At 64.4% G+C, this 15734-nt stretch carries 12 protein-coding genes; 6 read left to right on the forward strand and 6 right to left on the reverse strand.

The genetic code is table 11. The annotated features are described in order from the left end of the window. Window positions 1-158: 158 nt before the first annotated feature. Both thiO and xsc read right to left on the reverse strand, forming a co-directional pair. Entirely contained in the window at window positions 159-1319 is a 1161-nt protein-coding gene (gene thiO, locus HBJ55_RS12625) for a glycine oxidase ThiO (protein WP_167115199.1), read from the reverse strand. A 133-nt stretch (window positions 1320-1452) separates the two neighbouring features. After that, entirely contained in the window at window positions 1453-3273 is a 1821-nt protein-coding gene (xsc, locus tag HBJ55_RS12630) for a sulfoacetaldehyde acetyltransferase (protein ID WP_240936096.1), read from the reverse strand. 236 nt (window positions 3274-3509) lie between these two features. Between xsc and HBJ55_RS12635 the strand changes: the two genes are divergently transcribed. The 6 genes from HBJ55_RS12635 to HBJ55_RS12660 all read left to right on the forward strand — a co-directional run bounded on the left by HBJ55_RS12635 (window position 3510) and on the right by HBJ55_RS12660 (window position 9307). Next, a complete protein-coding gene (locus tag HBJ55_RS12635) occupies window positions 3510-4490 on the forward strand; it encodes an AAA family ATPase (protein WP_167115202.1) in 981 nt (326 codons plus the stop codon). Beyond that, complete coding sequence (locus HBJ55_RS12640) at window positions 4487-6217, forward strand: cobaltochelatase CobT-related protein (RefSeq protein WP_167115205.1); 1731 nt, start codon at window positions 4487-4489, stop codon at window positions 6215-6217. The genes HBJ55_RS12635 and HBJ55_RS12640 overlap by 4 nt, the downstream gene beginning before the upstream one ends. Window positions 6218-6265: 48 nt before the next feature. Then, a complete protein-coding gene (locus tag HBJ55_RS12645) occupies window positions 6266-6619 on the forward strand; it encodes a Lin0512 family protein (RefSeq protein WP_167115208.1) in 354 nt (117 codons plus the stop codon). Beyond that, window positions 6612-7004, forward strand: a complete 393-nt coding sequence (locus HBJ55_RS12650; RefSeq protein ID WP_167115211.1) for a Lin0512 family protein — start codon at window positions 6612-6614, stop codon at window positions 7002-7004. The genes HBJ55_RS12645 and HBJ55_RS12650 overlap by 8 nt, the downstream gene beginning before the upstream one ends. A gap of 197 nt (window positions 7005-7201) precedes the next feature. Further along, on the forward strand, window positions 7202-8806 hold the full coding sequence (locus HBJ55_RS12655) for an alanine/glycine:cation symporter family protein (RefSeq protein ID WP_167115215.1): 1605 nt from the start codon (window positions 7202-7204) through the stop codon (window positions 8804-8806). Window positions 8807-9103: 297 nt separating this feature from the next. Further along, entirely contained in the window at window positions 9104-9307 is a 204-nt protein-coding gene (locus tag HBJ55_RS12660) for a hypothetical protein (protein ID WP_167115218.1), read from the forward strand. A 73-nt stretch (window positions 9308-9380) separates the two neighbouring features. On the opposite strand, the gene HBJ55_RS12665 is transcribed toward HBJ55_RS12660, so the two are convergent. Genes HBJ55_RS12665 through HBJ55_RS12680 form a run of 4 tightly spaced genes read right to left on the reverse strand, consistent with a single transcriptional unit; the run spans window position 9381 to window position 15692 of the window. Beyond that, entirely contained in the window at window positions 9381-11087 is a 1707-nt protein-coding gene (locus HBJ55_RS12665) for a SulP family inorganic anion transporter (protein ID WP_167115221.1), read from the reverse strand. Window positions 11088-11124: 37 nt separating this feature from the next. Next, entirely contained in the window at window positions 11125-12063 is a 939-nt protein-coding gene (locus HBJ55_RS12670; protein ID WP_167115224.1) for a dimethyl sulfoxide reductase anchor subunit family protein, read from the reverse strand. 12 nt (window positions 12064-12075) lie between these two features. Further along, complete coding sequence (locus tag HBJ55_RS12675) at window positions 12076-12774, reverse strand: 4Fe-4S dicluster domain-containing protein (RefSeq protein WP_167115227.1); 699 nt, start codon at window positions 12772-12774, stop codon at window positions 12076-12078. 2 nt (window positions 12775-12776) lie between these two features. Next, window positions 12777-15692: a molybdopterin oxidoreductase family protein gene (locus HBJ55_RS12680; protein WP_338072017.1), complete on the reverse strand. Its 2916-nt coding sequence runs from the start codon at window positions 15690-15692 to the stop codon at window positions 12777-12779. Window positions 15693-15734: the final 42 nt, after the last annotated feature.

Below are 15734 nucleotides of genomic sequence, written 5' to 3' on the forward strand. Positions count from 1 at the left end.
TCCTGGGCGTGTCGTTGTCATACGAAGCATGGAAAAAAGGGGGCGAGGCGACCGGCCTCCCATCGACGAGACTACTGTCTAGGGTGGGGCAGTATTAGCACCAGATACCACCCGGCCGTTGGGCCAGCCGCCCCCATGCATGAACCGCCAGGGTCCCGTCAGAGGCACGAGGCCCCAGGCGATGGGGCCTCGTTAGCCGCAGCATCCGGCACGCCCTGTCCCGCCCGAGGACGATACGGCATGGGGTCGAGGATCGGCTCGCGCCCCAGCAGTTGATCGACCAGCAACCGAGTGGCAGCCGGCGCTAGCACAAGGCCATTGCGATAGTGCCCGGCGTTTATGAAGAGGCCCGCCACGCCGTGAATCGCGCCGATGAACGGCAGCCCCTCGGGAGCGCCCGGCCGTAACCCCGACCAGTGATGCTCGATCTCGCACTCGGCCAGTGCCGGCAGGATTGCCACGGCGCTGGCATACAGGGAATCACGGGCCTCCGGGGTCGGGGTTTTGTCGAAGCCGGCCTCTTCCAGGGTCGAGCCCACCAGCACACGCCCGTCGGCGCGGGGGATCAGATAGCGCCCACCGCGCAATACCACCCGCTCAAGCCACTGCCGGCTCCCGGTGACGGTCGGGGTCTTGAACACCATCATCTGCCCCTTGACCGGCCGCACCGGCAGGGTGATTCCCAGTGAGGCCAGGAGTCGCCCCGTCCAGGCGCCACCACACAAGATCACGTGACCGGCCGTGAAGCGCCCCGCGGAAGTTTCGACGCCACTGACGCGGCCAGACTCGACCGAAAGGCGCTCGACCCGACAATGCTCGTACAATGCGACGCCTGGCAGCGTCTGCACTCTGGCGCGCAGCGCCTGGCCCAGCCGCGGGTTGCGCAGGCTGCCCAGGGTCGGCATCCACAGCCCACCGTCCAAGCCGTCGACCAGCCCCGGCTCCCGGGCATAGACGGCGTAGGCATCGAGCCGGCTCAGGGGCTTGTCGATGCGCCTTGCCCACTCGATAGCATGGCTTTCGTCCTCCAGGTCGAGGTAAAGCAGCCCTCGTCGGCGAAACTCCGGGTCGATGCCGGTCGTCTCGGCCAGCTGCGCCGTTAGATAGCCATAGCGGCCTTCCGACCAACTTGCGAGCCGAGAGATGGGAGCCGGGTACCGCCAGGGATAGAGCGGCGAAACGATACCGCCTCCGGCCCAGGAGGCCTCGCGGCCGCACTCTCCCCGTTCTAGCAGGATCACCTCATGTCCGGCCTCGGCCAGTTGCCAGGCGGTCATCATGCCGATGACGCCGCCACCGATGATCAGAAAGTCCTTCATGTATGCCTCCTCGAAACATGCATTGGAGGGAGATGTTCTCAGACACAAAAAAGCCTCGGCCCGGCGAACGCTGTCGCCTGTGAGGTCGAGGCTTGGTGAGGACGTTACCTCAGTGGGGACTGAAGCCGCCCTCTTAGACGTAGTCCTGGTACTTCTCCAGCAACCGCACCGGCTTCTTCAGCGCGTCGCGGCGGAACGGATCGCCCAGCTCGCGCGTGCACATGATCTCGATGACGCAGGTCTTGCCCTCGTTCATCTGCAGGTCCACCGCCTTCTTCAGCGCCGGGCCCACGTCCTCCAGCCGGTCCACCGTGATCCCCTCGGCGCCCATCGCCCGACCGATCTCGGCGAAGCTCTGGTTGTCCAGCTCGCCCGCCACGAAGCGACGGTTGTAGAACTCCACCTGGTTCTTCTTCTCCGCTCCCCACTGGCGGTTGTGGAACACCACTGCGGTCACCGGGATGTTTTCGCGTACCGCCGTCATGGTCTCCATCAGGCTCATGCCCCAGGCACCGTCACCGGCATAGGCGATCGCCGGGCGATGCGGTGCCGCCGCCTTGGCGCCGATGATCGTCGGCAATGCGTAGCCGCAGTTGCCAAAGCTCATCGGTGCGAAGAAGCTGCGCGGCTTCTCGAAACGCAGGTAGCTGTGCGCCACCGCGTTGATGTTGCCGATGTCGGTGGAGACCATAACGTCCTCGGGCATGGCCTTCTCCAGCTCACGCAGTACTTGGCGCGGGTGCAGGTACTCGCCGCCGGAGAACGGGGTCTCGCCTTTCGCCTCGTCGATGGCATCGAGGCTGAACGGGTCTTTCTCGTGGGTCCATTCGTCGAGCTCCTTCTCCCAGGCCATCTTCTCGCTGGCGATCAGCTCGGCGCGTTGGCCCTTGGTGCTGTCACAGGCCAGGTCTCGGTCGGCCAGACGCTCGACGAGCGCTTCGGCGGTCGCCTTGGCATCACCGCAGATGCCCACGGCAATCTTCTTCACCAGCCCCAGCATCTTGTGGTCGGCATCGACCTGAATGATCTTGGCGTCCTTCGGCCAGTAGTCCAGGCCGTGCTGCGGTAGGGTGCCGAACGGGCCCAGACGCGTACCCAGCGCGACGACCACGTCGGCCTGGGCAATCAACTTCATGCCCGCCTTCGAGCCTTGGTAGCCCAGCGGACCGCACCACAGCGGGTGGCTGGCCGGGAAGGAGTCGTTGTGCTGATAGCTGTTGACCACCGGTGCACCCAGTCGCTCGGCCAGTGCCTGGCAGGCCTCGACGCCATCGGCCATCACGACTCCCCCGCCGGAGACAATCACTGGGAACTTGGCGCTCGCCAGCAGTTCAGCGGCCTCGTTCAGGGTCTTGGTTCCGCCGGGACCGCGATCCAGACGCGACGGCTGGGGAATCTCGCACTCGATCTCGCCGTAGAAGTAGTCACGCGGAATGTTCAGCTGGGTCGGGCCCATCTCGGACATCGCCCGGTCGAAGCAGCGCCCGGTGTATTCGGCCATCCGCGCCGGGTGGGTCACGTGCCCCTGGTACTTGGTGAATTCCTGGAACATCGGCAACTGATGGCACTCCTGGAAGCCGCCCAGGCCGATGCCGGTGGTGCCCGCTTCGGGAGTCACGATCACCACCGGGCTGTGCGCCCAGTAGGCCGCGGCGATCCCGGTCACGCAGTTGGAGATACCCGGCCCGTTCTGGCCGATCACTACCCCATGGCGCCCCGAAACCCGCGCATAGCCGTCGGCCATGTGCGCCGCGCCCTGCTCGTGGACCACCGGGACCAGACGAATGCCGGCCGGGGCGAAGATGTCCATGGCATCCATGAAGGCCGAGCCCATGATGCCGAACATCTCGGTAACGCCATTGGCCACCAGCGTTTCGACGAAGGCCTCGGATGGGGTCATCTTTTGCTTGCCCTGCACGACGGGGCGGGTGTCTACGGTGTTGTCGGTGCTCATAGGAGTTCTCCAAGCCATTCATTACTGTTATATGGAACTATTCTTTCCGTTTTTCGGAATACGAGTGACTCTAGGACCGACTCTGCTCCCCGTCAAGAAAAAATATCTCATAAAACGGTACGATTTGATTCTTTTTATGAAATTGATCTATGCTCGCGGAATACCCCGAGCACGTCGTTGCCATGCGAGGCTCGGGCCCAATGGTGAAAGGTCCCCGGCGGGCCGAGGAGACAGTGATGACCGACCCGATGAATGCAAAGCCCGAAGTCATGCGCTCGGCACGTGAGCTCTTCGGCATCGACAGCGACCTGCAGGTGCCCGCCTTCAGCGAGCGCGACGAGTATGTGCCCGAGATCGACGAGGCCTATCGCTTCAACCCCGACGTGACCCTGGCGATCCTGGCCGGCTTCACCCGCAACCGCCGGGTGATGGTCCAGGGGCTGCACGGCACCGGCAAGTCGACCCATATCGAGCAGGTCGCCGCCCGTCTCAATTGGCCCTGCCTGCGGGTCAACCTGGACGGCCATATCAGCCGCCTGGACCTGGTGGGCAAGGATGCCATAGTGGTGCGCGACGGGATGCAGATCACTGAATTCCAGGAAGGCATCGTGCCCTGGTCGCTGCAGCGGCCGGTGGCGTTGATCTTCGACGAGTACGATGCCGGCCGGCCGGATGTAATGTTCGTGATCCAGCGCATCCTTGAGCGAGACGGCCACTTCACCCTGCTCGATCAGAATCGGGTGATTCACCCTCATTCCCACTTCCGGCTGTTCGCTACCGCCAATACCGTGGGACTGGGCAACCTCACCGGGCTCTACCAGGGCACCCAGGTGCTCAACCATGCCCAGATTGATCGCTGGAACATCGTCGCCAAGCTCGATTACCTGCCCCGCGAGGAGGAGGTGGCCATCGTGCTCGGCCGGGTGCCGTCCAAAAACAGCGAGAAGGGGCGTCAGCTCATCGCCGCCATGGTGGCCGTAGCCAACCTGACCCGCCAAGGCTTCGCTGCCGGCGACTTGTCAACGCTGATGTCGCCGCGCACGGTGATTACCTGGGCCGAGAACTGCGAAATTTTCCGAAATCCGGCGCTGGCCTTCCGCCTGTCTTTCCTCAACAAGTGCGACGATACCGAACGTCCGCTAGTCGCCGAATACTACCAGCGCTGCTTCGGAGAAGAGCTCGACGAATCCTGGATGCGTGAGGCGAATCCGTCATGACCGCAAGCGCCCAGCAGCAGGCGCGCCGGCAGCAACGAATTGAGGAGCTATGCGCGGCCAGCCTGCGTGCGATAACCGGCCACCTCGATCTGCACTATCGCGGGCGTCGCCTCTATCAGGGCGAAGCGCGCCTGCCGAACTATGCGCCGCACCTGCGCATTGATCCCGGCCAGGACGACTTCGCCGACTGCCGCGCCGTCGCCGATGGCATTGCGCTGCGCCTGCTGTACTCCGATGCAAGTCTTCACCGCCAAAGCTGCCCGAAAGACCCAGTCGAGCGGCTGGTTTTCGAACTGCTCGAGCAGTTGCGAGTGGAGACCCGCACGCCCGACGTCATGCCGGGCATGGCCGACAACCTGCTACATCGCTTTGAGCGCTGGTCGCGCGACTTCTATCGCTCCGGCCTCACCGAAGGCAGCATTGGCCTACTGCTCTATACCGTGGTCCAGATGTGTTGGTCGCGGCTGCACGCCCGCCCGGTGTTGGAGGAGACCGAGGACTACATCGAGGGCACCCGCGCCTCCTTGGTGGGCAAGCTAGGCACTGCCCTGCATGGCCTGCGCCGCCAGCGTCACGATCAGGCCGCTTACGCCGAGCATGCTCTGGCGATTGCCCGGGTGGTCGGCGAACGGGTGCGCGCCGAGCGGGCCCAGGTCGAGGAGGATGACGAGGCCGCGGACCGGGAAGAGGAGGCCACCGGCGCCTTCGCCCTCCTGCTCGACTTCGAGGAGAGCGACAACGACGACGGCATTGCCGCCGCGACCACCGGCCGCAGCAAGGTGTTCGAGGACGCCGCCCTCGCCTACCGGGTCTTCACCACCCGCTTCGATCGCGAGGTCGCCGCCGGCAGCCTGGTGCGCCGGGCCCTGCTCCGCGAGAACCGCGAGCGGCTGGACCAGGCCATCGCCGAGCAGGGCATCAATCTGCCCCGCCTGGCCCGCCGGCTCGGCTGCGTGCTCTGGGAGCCGCGTCCCGATGGATGGGCATTTGGCGAGGAAGAGGGCCGCATCGACGGTCGTCGCCTCGCCCAGTTGGTCAGCTCCCCCACCGAGCGCCGCCTGTTCTATCGCGAGCAGATCAAGCTGGGCACCGACTGCGCCGTGAGCCTGCTGATCGACTGCTCGGGCTCCATGAAGCACCACATCATGCCGGTGACGATAATGGCCGAGAGCTTGATTCGCGCCTTGGAGATGATCGGCGCCAGCACCGAGCTGCTCGGCTTCACCAGCGGAGCCTGGAACGGCGGTCGCGCCTATCAGGAGTGGATGCGCCGCGGGCGCCCCCGCGGACCGGGACGCCTTAACGAGGTCTGCCATTTGGTGTTCAAGGACGCCGATCGCAGCTGGCGGCGCGCCCGCACTGACATTGCCGCCCTGCTCAAGCCCGACCTGTTCCGTGAGGGCATCGACGGTGAGGCGGTGGACTGGGCCTGCGAGCGCCTGCTCGCCCGCCCCGAGACCCGGCGCCTGCTGATCGTAATCTCCGACGGCTGCCCGGCGGACAGCGCCACCAACCTGGCCAACGATGCCTACTACCTGGACAACCACCTCAAGGAGGTCGTCGCCCGACGCACCCGAGAGGGCCAAGTGGAGATCCTGGGCCTGGGCGTGGGCTTGGACCTCAGCCCCTTTTATCGCCGCTGCCTGGCCACCGACATGGCACAGGCGCTGGACACCCACCTGTTCGACGAGATCGTCGAGCTGATCGGCGGCCGCCGCCGACGCTAACGATCGCCCCACTTGGCACGGCATGCCTACCACTAACAGGAGACCACCATGGCCAAGACTCACCTGGTACACCAATTCGGCATGGGCAGCTCGATCCGAAGCCACAACTATACGGAAGCAGCGGCACGAGCTATCCGTGACGCCCTGTGGCACAACTCGTTGAACGTGGCCGACGCCTTCGGCTTTCCCAAGGAGGCCATGCTGATCGACGTCGAGATCGGCGTGCAGCAACCCGAGGCCGTGAATACCGAGGCCTTGCTAGGAATCTTTCCCTATGGCCAGCCGCAGATCTCGGTGGTCAGGGGCGGGCTCGACGTGGACAAGCCTGGTGGCGGCGGTACCACCGTGATCGCCAACGCCGCCGTCATTGTTTCCTTCGAAATGGAGCCCCGCCATGACTGAACAGCGCATCATTCTCGAAATGGGCACCGGTAACGATCTCTATGGGGAGGATTACACCAAGGCGGCCTGTCGCGCCGTGCAGGACGCACTGCACCACTCCTCCCTCGTGCTCTTCAAGTCGCTGGGCATCGACCACCGTGAGATGCGCGTGCAGGTCACCATCGGTGTGCAGCAACCTGAGCGGGTCGACGTCGACGTGGTCACAGCCGAATTGCCCCGCGGCCGGGCCGAGGTCAACATCGTGCACGGCGGGCTCAACGTCCACGACCCCGACAACGACACCGCCCATGTGATTGCCACGGCGGCGATCGCGGCGCTGCTGCCGATCGATCCCGCCCAATGGCGGCTAAACAAGATGGCGAGGCCTGATCGGCCGATGGGCTGACGCCGCCGGTTTCCGCCTCAGCCATTCATTGCCGGGCACAGGTTCCATCATTGTCTCCCGACTGGCCCCAACAGTTAGTGAACCAGCCCTGCTAGGGTCATAGTGACAAGCGATAGACGGAAACGCCGGGGCCAGAGGCAAGCGTCCCGTGCCCACGGCTTTCCCGACAACAACCACAAGGCATTCGTGAGCGTCCCATGTCCAAGTGCGTTTCTCTGCCACGCCGAGCTCGGCTCCTGGCCGGGTCGCTGGCCTTGCTGCTGAGTTCGGCCTCCAGCGCCCAGGCAGCCAGTATCGACCAGGCCGTCGAGACCCTCATCGCCCCCGTCTCGCAGTTCACCTCCGCGTTGATCTTCTTCACCCTGCCCCTGTTCGGCGCCGAGCTGCCGCTGGTGGTGCTGTGGCTCATCGCCGGCGCGGTGTTTTGCACCGTCTATTTCAACTTCATCAACGTGCGTGGCCTAGGCCATGCGTTCAGGCTGGTGCGTGGCGACTATGCCGACCCCAAGGACAAGGGGGAGGTCTCGCACTTCCAGGCACTGGCCACCGCGGTCTCCGGGACCGTGGGGATCGGCAACATTGGGGGGGTCGCCATCGCAATCTCGCTGGGCGGCCCCGGCGTGCTGTTCTGGATGGTGCTGGCCGGCTTCCTGGGCATGTCGACCAAGTTCGTCGAATGTGCCCTAGCCACCCATTACCGCCGCCAGAATGCCGACGGCAGCGTCTCCGGCGGGCCGATGTTCTATCTCGCCCATGGCCTGGCCGAGCGCGGCCTGCCGCGCCTGGGGCGCGCCCTGGGTAGGTTCTACGCGGTGGGGATCGTGATCGGTTGCCTGGGGATCGGCAACATGTTCCAGTCCAACCAGGCCTTCATGCAGTTCGTCAATGTCACCGGCGGCGCCGAGGCCAGCTGGTTTGCCGACAAGGGCTGGCTATTCGGCCTGATCATGGCCGCGCTGATCGGCATCGTAATCATCGGCGGCATCAAGTCGATCGCCCGGGTCACCGAGAAGGTGGTGCCCGTCATGGCCCTGCTCTACTGCAGCATGGCACTGCTGGTCCTCGCCATGAACGCCGAGGCCATCCCCTACGCCATCGGTGCCATCTTCCAGGGCGCCTTCACCGCCGAAGGGATCGCCGGCGGTACCCTGGGTGCCATCATCATCGGCTTCCAGCGGGCGGTATTCTCCAACGAGGCCGGTATCGGCTCATCGGCCATCGCCCATGCCGCGGTGCGCACTCGACAGCCGATGACCGAAGGCTATGTCTCGCTGCTCGAGCCCTTGGTCGACACCATCATCATCTGCAGTCTGACCGGCCTGGTAATCGTCACCACGCTCTACTACGACCCGGCCCTCACAAATGGTTATGGCGGCATCGAGATGACCTCACGGGCCTTCGAGCGCAACGTGGCCTGGTTTCCGCTGCCGCTGTCGGTGGCGGCCCTGCTGTTCGCCTTCTCCACCGCCATCTCCTGGTCCTACTATGGCCTCAAGGGCTGGAGCTACTTGTTCGGGGAGGGGCGACTGGGACGCAACCTGTTCAAAGGGCTGTTCTGTACCTTCATCGTGATCGGCTCAATGATACAACTGCAGTCGATGCTCGACCTCTCCGATGCCCTGGTATTCGTGATCTGCGTGCCCAACATCCTCGGCATCTTCTTACTGGCACCGGTGATCAAGCGGGAGCTGAAGCGCTACCAACGAAAACTGGCCAGCGGTGAGATCCTCGATCATCGCGCTCGCGCATCGCTGTCGCCGACCACTACCTCAACGAAGGCCTCTGACCCGGCCAATGGCTGATTCCCCTGGCCAGGAGCCTCAAGCCAGGACATTTCAAGAGAAGGCTCCCATGACCAGGTCGTTGCGAAACGACGTCAGCACGGCTAAGGCGATACGGCAGCCCGAGGTGGCAGCGTCCCCACTCCCTTTAGCGCTTGTTTCGCTCGCCAGCATATAACCGTACAATCTATCAATTCTGCTATTTATTTCTTTTCATCGATCATTGGCTCTTTATACTGCGGATATAACCTGTATGACATGGGAGGCTCGACGTCTCCCAACCTGTCTTCCAGTATCTGGTAGCCGGAGGCACGAGCCATGATCGAACCACAACGGACAATCAGCCGCAGTCAGTTGGAAGAGCGGATCGCCTACCTGCAGGTGACACTCGCGGCACTGACCGCGCAGTTGGAGAGCCAGCGCCAACTCGATAAGGCCGCAGGAACGGAATCCGTCCACTCACCTCTAGACACTCCCTCACCAGGCCCGATCGAAATTCCCTTGCCGATCGCGGCCGGCTGATTCACCGTCGACTAGCATACGACCGCGCCGAAAAGGCACGACCTTAGCTTCTCGTGCCTTGCGTTCGGGTTTTTTATGGGCCGGACGAGTCGCTGCCCAAGCGACGCGAAAGACTCGCCAGTGCCTCGTCCGTCGAGGTAAAGCAGTTCGTCTCGGTGAGCGTCTCGCAATAGCGGGTCTGGCGCAGCAGCGTCAGCGCCGACGGCTTGAAGCTGCAGAAGTACAGCTCGCCGCCCAGCGCCCTCAGCCGATCGACCTCGCGGGCCAGCAGTTCCGCACCGGCAAAGTCGATGAAATTGACCCCCAGACCAACCAGCACAATGTGCCGATAACCATCGGCGGTCTGCTGGTGCAGCGTCCATTGCACATGATCCACGGCGCCGAAATACAGCGATCCCTCGAGTCTGAGTACCTGCACCTGGCCATCGGGTAGCCGACCGGGAGCGGCCGGCACCGCGTACGGCGCGCCGGCGCACGACTCGGGAGCGAGCGGCACCAACGGCGGCTGCGCGGTGCGCTTGAGGTAGAGGACGAGCGACAGCAGTACACCCAAGTAGATGGCGAACTCCAGGGCCAGCAACAAGGTCGAGGCGAAGGTCACCCCCAGGATAGCCGTCTCGCTGCGGCTGATACTCACCAGGTCACGGATCTCGTGCCAGTCGATCAGGTTCCAAGCGATCAGTAACACGATGCCCGCCATGGCCGGCATCGGCAGGTGTCGGGTAATGCCCGGTGCCAGCAGCAGGGTCCCCACCAGGATGACCGAGGCGAACACTGCCGCCAGCGGCGTGCGAGCCCCGGCATCGTAGTTGGCACCGCTGCGGGTGAAGGAGCCGGACCCGGCATAACAGGAGAAGAAACTGCCCACCACGTTGGACAGCCCCTGCCCCACGAACTCCTGATTGCCGTCGATGCGCTGATGAGAGCGCATGGCCACGGCCCGGGCGATGGAGACCGCCTCGATCAACGCAATGATGGCCACGGCCAGGGCCCCGGGGGCCAGCTCACGCAGGGCCTTGAGGGACAGGATCGGCATCGAGGGCGGCGGCAATTGAGCGGGCATGGCGCCCACCATGGGCACACCACGCTCGGCTCCGCCGATCCCCCAGGCAAAGAGGCCACCCACCACCATGGCGAGCAACATGTAGGGCCAGCGCGGACAAAAGCGCCGAATCAGGAGTGCACTGCCCAGGGTCACCAGGCCGACGGATAGTACGGCGAAATTGGTCTCGGGCAGAGCCCTGGCGACGTCGATCAGGGACGGGATGAATGCCTGGCTCAAGGGCAGCTCGAGCCCGAGGAGATGCCGCAGCTGGCTGGTGGCGATGAGCACCGCGGCACCGGCGGTGAAGCCGATCACCACCGTATGAGAAATGAAGTTCACCAGCGTCCCGAGACGCACCAGCCCCAGCGCCAGTTGGATGAGCCCCGTCAGCAGGGTCAAGGTAATCACATAGGGGATAAACTCGGGGCTGTCCGGAGAGACCACGCCGGAGACCACACTGAACACGACGATAGAGATCGCCGCAGTGGGTCCTGATACCAGATGCCGCGACGAACCGAACAGGCCGGCCACGATGGCCGTGACAATCGCCGTATAGAGCCCGTACTGGGGCGGCAGACCCGCAATCAAGGCATAGGCCACCCCTTGCGGCAGCACGATCACCGCCCCGGTCAGACCGGCCAACAGGTCGGCGCGCAGGGAGGTTCGATCCACCCCGGGCAGCCAGGTCAGAAAGGGGAAGAGTCGCGGCAGCCGCGGAGAGGAGGTGCGTTTCATGAGGCCTCCCATTCCCGGCTCAGCACTGTCAGCACTGTCAGCACTGCTGGCGACCGTAATACAGATTAACCACGTGACGCGCCTCGGCGAAGAACAGCCAGCGCTCCGCCAGCAAGCCGCCGATCACGACCAGCGGGGCGAGCAACGCCAGGATCGCGGCATCGGTACGCAGCAGCACGACCAGCATCAGGAACGGCAGGATAAAGCCGCAGACATACACGATCAGACGCAGTTGCAGGATGCGCTCCGCAGCGGCCTGGAAGCTGAATTCGCGGTTGAGGAAGCTGTCGCTGCTCTGCCCTGGCTCGAGCATCCTGATGCGTGAGCGGGTGATGCCCAGCGCGGTATTGATGGTGGGCCCCTGGGGCTTGCCGATCCAGAAGTAATAGACGCCCTTGGCGATCCCCGCGATCACCAGCAGCACCAGCGCCATCGTTGCCACGGTTTCCGCACTCCCACCGAACGCCACGGTCAGGGCGGTCAACAGTACCGCGCCGGAGGCGAGTCCGAGCAGCAGATAGTTGGCGGGCACCAGCGGGCTGTTCCACTGCGGGATGGTGCGCAGGCTGGCGTAGATCATCCCGGTGGTGAACACCGTGGCGAGCGCCAGCAGCATCGCCAGGGTGCCAGCGATCGCCGACCACCAGGCCAGCTCGCCTCCGAAGAGCCACAGCCCCAGCGCGTAGAGCATCACGCACGGGTAGAACAGCACCGAAAAGACCGCCTCGCGCGACAGCCAGGAGGTGCGGAAGCGGAAGAAGGCACGCCAGGCATTCTTGGGGTTGGCGAGGTGCAGCGTGGACGCCAGCAGCCCCAGGGTGGCCAGCACGACGCCGACGAGGATCGCCGCCAGGGTGCCGGAGCTTTCCATGCCCGGCACGCCACCCAGCAGGTGAAGCGAGATCGTGAGCATGACCAGACCGAAGCCGGCGCCGGACGCGACGGTAAAGAAGATGACGGACAATGCAGGATGCATGGAACTCTCCTGTTAGCGCGAGACGCTCTTGCCGATCCAGCTCTTGAAGCGCTCGGTCAGCGATGGCAGGGGGGTGCCCGGCGTGGTCTCCGCATGGGGCTTGTGGCGTGTCGGCAGGTAGTGATTGACCGGGTTGTAGCCGAGTTCGGACATGGGTTGGTAACCATTACGCTCCCGCACCAACCGGCTGACCTCAGAGTCCGGGTCATCGAAATCGCCGAACACCCGCGCACTGGTGGGGCAGGTAAGCACGCAGGCCGGCTGCCGATCGGCCTCGGGCAGCAACTCGTCGTAGATGCGATCAACGCACAGGGTGCACTTCTTCATGGTCCCGACGGCCTCGTCCAGCTCGCGGGCGCCATAGGGACACGCCCAGGCGCAGAGGTTGCAGCCCATGCACTTGTCCTGATCGACCAGCACGATGCCGTCCTCCTCGCGCTTGAAGGAGGCGCCGGTGGGACACACCGTGACGCAATCCGCCGTTTCGCAGTGCATGCACGACACGGGCATGTTGATGGTCTTGTTGTTGGGGTAGGTGTCCACCTCGTAGGTACGCACCCGATTGAAGGCGACGCCACTGGGTTCCTTGCCGTAAGGCTGGTAGTCGGTCAGCGGGCCCAGGGTCCCCGAGGTGTTCCACTGCTTGCAGGCCACCACGCAGGCGTGGCAGCCCACACAGGTGTCCGTATCGATGACCAGGCCGAGTTTCATGTCTACCTCCGCTTGAAGATGTCCAGGAGAGAGCGATGCAGGGGTACCGCTTCATGGGTCTGATAGCGAAGCTGATCGGGTGGGGACGTGGCGCCGGGCAGCGGCTTCACGGTGGCGAAATGCGGCCAGCTGCTGCCCGCTTCGTCCGGCTCGGCCGGGGTGATGCTCACCTGGAGGTCGTACCAGGCGGCCTGGCCGGTGACCGGGTCGGAGTTGGTAAGGCGCCGCTCGTCATCGGCGGCCGGCAGCAGCTCCGAGATCAGGTGGTTCATCAGGAAGCCGCGCTGCGATTCGGGGGCATCCGCTGACAGGCCCCAGGCCCCGCTCTGCTTGCCGATCGCGTTCCAGGTCCACACCGTGTCCTCCTGGCAGCCCTCCATCAGCTTAACCTGCACCCGAATACGGCCGTGATGCGATTCGACCCATACCCAGCTCTTGTCCTCGATCCCGAGGCGCTCGCCGCGGCCGCGGTTCATGAACAGGAAGTTCTCCGCGGTGATCTGGCGCAGCCAGGCATTCTGCGAGTCCCAGGAGTGATACATGTGCATCGGGCGCTGGTTGATGGCATGGAAGGGGTAACGTTCCCGCTCCACGCGCTGTTCCTCAAGCGGCACGTAGTACTGGGGCAGCGGATCGAAGTACTGTACTAGGCGCTCGCGGTCTACCGTCTCGGGCGGCAGCGGGCCGTCGTAGAGCCCCTGCCCGGCCAGGCGGAACTTCTGCAGTACCTCGGAGTAGAGCTCCATGACGATAGGCTCGCTAGAGGGGTTGAACCCCACCTCCTTGGCCCACTCCAGGTAGTCACGGTTGGCGAAGCGGTAGAAGCGCATGTGCTTTGGCAGGTGGTACTGGAAGAACCCGCCGTTTTCCTTGTACTTCTTCCACTGCTGCGGGTTCGGCGCCCCGCGCAGGTGCTGGGTGCCGTCCTCGCCACGCCAGCCGGCGAGGAAGCCGATACCAGGGGCCTTCTCCCAGCGGGTGATGAAATCGGTGTAACCGCGATACTTAGGCTGGCCCTGCTCATCGACGAAGGCCGGAAAGCCCAGCCGCCCGGCCAGATCCACCATGACCTCCTGCCAGGGCCGCACGTTGCGGTCCGGCGCCAGCACCGGCACGCGCACGGCGTCGCACGGCGAGTCCGGCTCGGAGATCGGCCGGTCGAGCATGGAGATGGCGTCATGACGTTCCAGATAGGTGGTATCCGGCAGCACCAGGTCGGCGAAATTCACCGTCTCTGAGTGGAAGGCATCCACCACCACCAAAAACGGCAGTTTGTAGTCGCCGTTGGCGTCCTTGGCCCGCAACATGTCCTGCACGCTGTTAGTGTTCATAGTCGAGTTCCAGGCCATGTTGGCCATGAACAGGATCAAGGTGTCGATGGGGTAAGGGTCGCTGTTGACCGCGTTGGTGATGACCATGTGCATCAGTCCGTGATTTGCCAGCGGCGCCTCCCACGAATAGGCCTTGTCGATGCGCAGCGGGCGGCCCTGATCATCGATCACCAGGTCGTCCGGCGAGGTCGGAAAGCCCAGCGGCGGCGCTGTCAACGGCGTATTGGGCGCCGTCTCCCGGGCCGGCTTCACGGGCGGGGGCGTATGCCGGGGAAACGGCGCCTTGGCCCGGTGCCCCCCCGGTACATCGATGGTGCCGAGGAAGACCTGCAGCAGGTGCAGCGCGCGACAGGTCTGGAAGCCGTTGGAATGGGCCGAGATGCCGCGCATGGCGTGCATGGCCACGGGCCGGCCAATGAAGCGGTCATGCTTGCGCCCGGCCCAGTCCGTCCACTCGCACTCGATCTCGATGGTTTCCCTGAAGGCCACATGGGCCATTTCCAGGGCCAGGCGCTCGATGGTATCCGCCGACAGACCGCAGACCTCTGCCGCCTTCGCCGGCGAATACTGCTCGTCCAGATATTTCTCGGCGATCAGGGTCATCACGGTGCGTGCCCGGCGGCCATCGGGCAGCGTATGCTCTCCGACCATGGCCGCCTCCACACCGGGCGTCATGCCGTTGACGAACACCCCCTGGCCGGTATCCCAGACCAGCGGCTTGCCGGCTTCATCACGGGCGATTAGGCCATCGTCCGCCTGCCCGGGATTATCGATGACCAGGAACGGCGCGTTGGTGTAACGGCCCAGGTAATCCCAGTCCACCAGGTCGCGGCTCAGCAGCACATGGCACATGGACAGCGCCAGCATGCCGTCGGTCCCGGGGCGGATCGGTACCCACTCATCGGCGACGGCCTGGTAGCCGGTGCGCACAGGATTGACCGCGACGAACTTGGCCCCGCGGCGCTTCAGTTTCTCGATGCCAATCTTGATCGGATTGGAGGCATGATCCTCGGCCACCCCCCACAGCATGAAGTACTTGGCCCGATCCCAGTCGGGATCGCCGAACTCCCAGAATGACTGGCCGATGCTGTAGAGCCCGGCGGCGGCCATGTTCACCGAGCAGAAGCCGCCGTGGGCGGCCCAGTTGATGGTGCCGAACTGCTGCGCCCACAGACCGGTGAGGGCCTGCATCTGGTCGCGGCCGGTGAAGAAAGCCAATTTCTTCGGGTCGGTGGCGCGGATCTCGCGCAGCCGCTCGGTGAGGACATCCAGTGCCTCGTCCCAGGAGACCTCGACGAACTCACCGTCACCGCGTTCGGTGCCCGGCTTGCGCATCAAGGGGTTGCGCAGCTTGGCCGGAGACATCTGCTTCATGATCCCGGCATTGCCTTTGGCGCAGAGCACGCCCTTGTTGATGGGGTGGTCGGGATTGCCGCGGATGAAGCGCACCTGGTTGGCCTCCACGGTCACTTCGATGCCGCAGCGACAGGCGCACATGTAGCAGGTGGTATGGCGCTTCTCCTGGGCCGAATGGTCTTCAAAGTAGGGCAGCTCCCGAGTAGTGGAGGCTGCTTCCGTGCTTGACACAGCACCATTCGGCGTGAAAAGCATTTGGAGAACCTTGTTCTT

Origin of the sequence: Billgrantia bachuensis (genome assembly GCF_011742165.1) — a bacterium.
GTDB classification, from domain to species: domain Bacteria; phylum Pseudomonadota; class Gammaproteobacteria; order Pseudomonadales; family Halomonadaceae; genus Halomonas; species Halomonas bachuensis.

Coding starts and splice junctions, on each gene's coding strand:
- HBJ55_RS12645 (WP_167115208.1), top strand. CDS start 6,266: ATGGCCAAGACTCACCTGGTACACCAATTCGGCATGGGCAGCTCGATC.
- HBJ55_RS12635 (WP_167115202.1), top strand. CDS start 3,510: ATGACCGACCCGATGAATGCAAAGCCCGAAGTCATGCGCTCGGCACGT.
- thiO (WP_167115199.1), bottom strand. CDS start 1,319: ATGAAGGACTTTCTGATCATCGGTGGCGGCGTCATCGGCATGATGACC.
- HBJ55_RS12660 (WP_167115218.1), top strand. CDS start 9,104: ATGATCGAACCACAACGGACAATCAGCCGCAGTCAGTTGGAAGAGCGG.
- HBJ55_RS12675 (WP_167115227.1), bottom strand. CDS start 12,774: ATGAAACTCGGCCTGGTCATCGATACGGACACCTGTGTGGGCTGCCAC.
- HBJ55_RS12670 (WP_167115224.1), bottom strand. CDS start 12,063: ATGCATCCTGCATTGTCCGTCATCTTCTTTACCGTCGCGTCCGGCGCC.
- xsc (WP_240936096.1), bottom strand. CDS start 3,273: ATGAGCACCGACAACACCGTAGACACCCGCCCCGTCGTGCAGGGCAAG.
- HBJ55_RS12640 (WP_167115205.1), top strand. CDS start 4,487: ATGACCGCAAGCGCCCAGCAGCAGGCGCGCCGGCAGCAACGAATTGAG.
- HBJ55_RS12650 (WP_167115211.1), top strand. CDS start 6,612: ATGACTGAACAGCGCATCATTCTCGAAATGGGCACCGGTAACGATCTC.
- HBJ55_RS12655 (WP_167115215.1), top strand. CDS start 7,202: ATGTCCAAGTGCGTTTCTCTGCCACGCCGAGCTCGGCTCCTGGCCGGG.
- HBJ55_RS12665 (WP_167115221.1), bottom strand. CDS start 11,087: ATGAAACGCACCTCCTCTCCGCGGCTGCCGCGACTCTTCCCCTTTCTG.